The 2,085-nt window shown below is 32.0% G+C and carries 7 protein-coding genes; all 7 read right to left on the bottom strand.

Annotated elements, in window-relative coordinates; genetic code table 11:
* Window positions 1–98 precede the first annotated feature (98 nt).
* The 7 genes from FC88_RS11985 to FC88_RS12965 all read right to left on the bottom strand — a co-directional run bounded on the left by FC88_RS11985 (window position 99) and on the right by FC88_RS12965 (window position 1,907).
* The gene (locus tag FC88_RS11985; protein WP_057815929.1) at window positions 99–551 is read right to left on the bottom strand and encodes an ArpU family phage packaging/lysis transcriptional regulator; all 453 of its coding nucleotides are present in this window, start codon (window positions 549–551) and stop codon (window positions 99–101) included.
* Between the two features lie 152 nt (window positions 552–703).
* The gene (locus FC88_RS11980; protein ID WP_149029831.1) at window positions 704–949 is read right to left on the bottom strand and encodes a hypothetical protein; all 246 of its coding nucleotides are present in this window, start codon (window positions 947–949) and stop codon (window positions 704–706) included.
* A gap of 43 nt (window positions 950–992) precedes the next feature.
* Window positions 993–1,214, bottom strand: a complete 222-nt coding sequence (locus FC88_RS11975; protein WP_057815926.1) for a hypothetical protein — start codon at window positions 1,212–1,214, stop codon at window positions 993–995.
* A complete protein-coding gene (locus FC88_RS13290; RefSeq protein WP_268750942.1) occupies window positions 1,211–1,342 on the bottom strand; it encodes a hypothetical protein in 132 nt (43 codons plus the stop codon). The genes FC88_RS11975 and FC88_RS13290 overlap by 4 nt, the downstream gene beginning before the upstream one ends.
* 78 nt (window positions 1,343–1,420) lie before the next feature.
* A complete protein-coding gene (locus tag FC88_RS13285; RefSeq protein ID WP_268750941.1) occupies window positions 1,421–1,543 on the bottom strand; it encodes a hypothetical protein in 123 nt (40 codons plus the stop codon).
* The gene (locus FC88_RS11970) at window positions 1,527–1,745 is read right to left on the bottom strand and encodes a hypothetical protein (protein WP_149029830.1); all 219 of its coding nucleotides are present in this window, start codon (window positions 1,743–1,745) and stop codon (window positions 1,527–1,529) included. The genes FC88_RS13285 and FC88_RS11970 overlap by 17 nt, the downstream gene beginning before the upstream one ends.
* Before the next feature lie 9 nt (window positions 1,746–1,754).
* Entirely contained in the window at window positions 1,755–1,907 is a 153-nt protein-coding gene (locus tag FC88_RS12965; protein WP_235526939.1) for a hypothetical protein, read from the bottom strand.
* Between the last annotated feature and the right edge of the window lie 178 nt (window positions 1,908–2,085).

Genomic DNA, 2,085 nt, shown 5'->3' with positions numbered 1-2,085 from the left:
AACCGCATATCTCTTAATCTTTCGATAATACTAATATAACACGTAAAGTGGTCGCTAAGTGGTCGCTTGTGTAACGCTCTTTCATCGCTAAAACATCGCTAATACGTCGGCATTACATCGCTTTTTTTATTTTCTGGAATATAAACATGCAAATCGTAATAATCAATAAAAGCATCAGCAAAGTATAGCAAAGCCATATTCTTTAGCTCATTACATCGCGTTTGTCCATAGCCTAATAATTCTTGCAAATCAATGTTCGTCATATTATGGATATAATAATTTTTCAAAATAACCATATAATCATGTGGACAGTTGCTAATAAGTTTCATCGTTATTTGGATATATTCCTTTGCACCTAATTTACCCACAATTTTATCCTCTTGAGTATTTCTCGTATTAATTCCGCTCCCAATACGATCAAAACTTGGAGACTGCACATACGTGAGACTCATGTGAGATTGAGCAATTAATCTTGGAAATTCATGCTCAAAATAATTTTTAACATTCTTAATTGTTTTTTCTTCATCAATATCTGGTAATAGTAATCCCACGATATATACAGCCTCCACTTATGATATAATTGATTTGTCGGAACCAATTAATTAGCTGCTCACTTTGTGGGTGGCTTTTTTATTTTGTCCTGATAGTTCTTAAATCAATCCAAATGTTAATTAAAATATCTAATATCAGAAAGAATCCTATTTTAATTGTCAAACTCGTAGCCGTATAGAATAGCTTCTAAACATTTTCTATATCTGTTCTCATCAACTAAATTCATGCCAAGAACTCTGTTGTATTTGCCACTATGCACCCATATGTACAATTCTCTTTCTGGCTCATAGCTGTTGTATTCTCCGTCAATCGTCGAATTAAAAGAATTAATGATTCCTTGAATATCTGATGATTCCGCTGTTACATCCTTGTACCAATCATCGAACACTTTTGGCATTACTATTTTTTTATTCATGATTAATTCCCCTAATAAATTTCTCTTAATCGTTAAATTTAAAAGATTCAAGCTCATCATTCTCATACGTAAACAATTTGAATTCTGAATCTTTGTAAAGTCTCTTTTTAATTTCTAAACATCTTTGAGCACTGTTTGCATCAGGAAATGCATTGATCTTCTCAATACCGTCATACGATGAATTAAAACTAGGAATATATTTTTCCTTGGTATCCTTTTCCCGGCTGGCTAAAATATAAATTTTCATTCGTCTTCAACCTCGTACTTCAGCAACTGGTAATCTTCAACAATTGTCTTAATTTCAATATCTTCTTTTAAAGTTGGAGCCACTTCTTTTAAAGCATTAATAAGAAGCAAATCAAATGGAGGTTCCAAAGTCTTAGCTAAGATACAAACTCCTGCTATAAGCTGTTCTTTATTAACTGTTATTTTTTATCCAATTAATTAGTCCTCCTAATTAATATCATCAATATTTCTAATATCTTCATCGCTATAGCCTAATGAATTAGCTATTTCAGCAAAAGTGTAGTCATTTTTGCGCATTTGATAAACTTGCAAGTTAATATCTTGAATCATGTCTTTTCCTCCTTTGCTTATTTCTTCTAGCATTCAACCGCTGCCATTCATCGTCTTCTCTATATAATTTTTTACCGATCCTGTTATTTTGACGTATTATGTCTTCTATATAAAAAAGCTCTTTATGCATAGCAGCTGCTATTTCTTTATTCTTATATCTATTTTCACGCATTTGATAGACTGCTAAATTATCATCTGTCATTTTCATCATCTAATTAAAATCGCTAAGATTTAACCTTCCTAATCTAATCATTTCTAATTTTGCCAAATGTTCTTGATTGGCCTTGTCAATAAACTCAACATCTTCATCGCTAATATGTAAAGCATCAGCAATTTCAACACACGGATACTTATTGCAACGCATTTCATACACGGCACAATTTAAATCTGTTAGCAAGTTCGTCCTCCCACAGAATTGATTGAATTATTCTGTTCTTAGTCTGATCACTAAGCTCTCTGTCAGCATTTCGAAACTCTTTTGGCATGGCATAAAAATGCTTTTGAATATAAATAATTGCTCGAACAATGTTGTGACATTCATC

The sequence above is a fragment of the Companilactobacillus futsaii JCM 17355 genome (assembly GCF_001435505.1).
Lineage (GTDB): Bacteria > Bacillota > Bacilli > Lactobacillales > Lactobacillaceae > Companilactobacillus > Companilactobacillus futsaii.
This window is presented reverse-complemented; position numbering and strand designations above follow the sequence as displayed.

What these genes read in the sequence shown, in the direction of transcription:
- FC88_RS11970 (WP_149029830.1), bottom strand. Translation starts at nt 1,745, where the DNA reads ATGACAGATGATAATTTAGCAGTCTATCAAATGCGTGAAAATAGATAT.
- FC88_RS13285 (WP_268750941.1), bottom strand. Translation starts at nt 1,543, where the DNA reads ATGATTCAAGATATTAACTTGCAAGTTTATCAAATGCGCAAAAATGAC.
- FC88_RS12965 (WP_235526939.1), bottom strand. Translation starts at nt 1,907, where the DNA reads ATGCGTTGCAATAAGTATCCGTGTGTTGAAATTGCTGATGCTTTACAT.
- FC88_RS11975 (WP_057815926.1), bottom strand. Translation starts at nt 1,214, where the DNA reads ATGAAAATTTATATTTTAGCCAGCCGGGAAAAGGATACCAAGGAAAAA.
- FC88_RS11980 (WP_149029831.1), bottom strand. Translation starts at nt 949, where the DNA reads ATGCCAAAAGTGTTCGATGATTGGTACAAGGATGTAACAGCGGAATCA.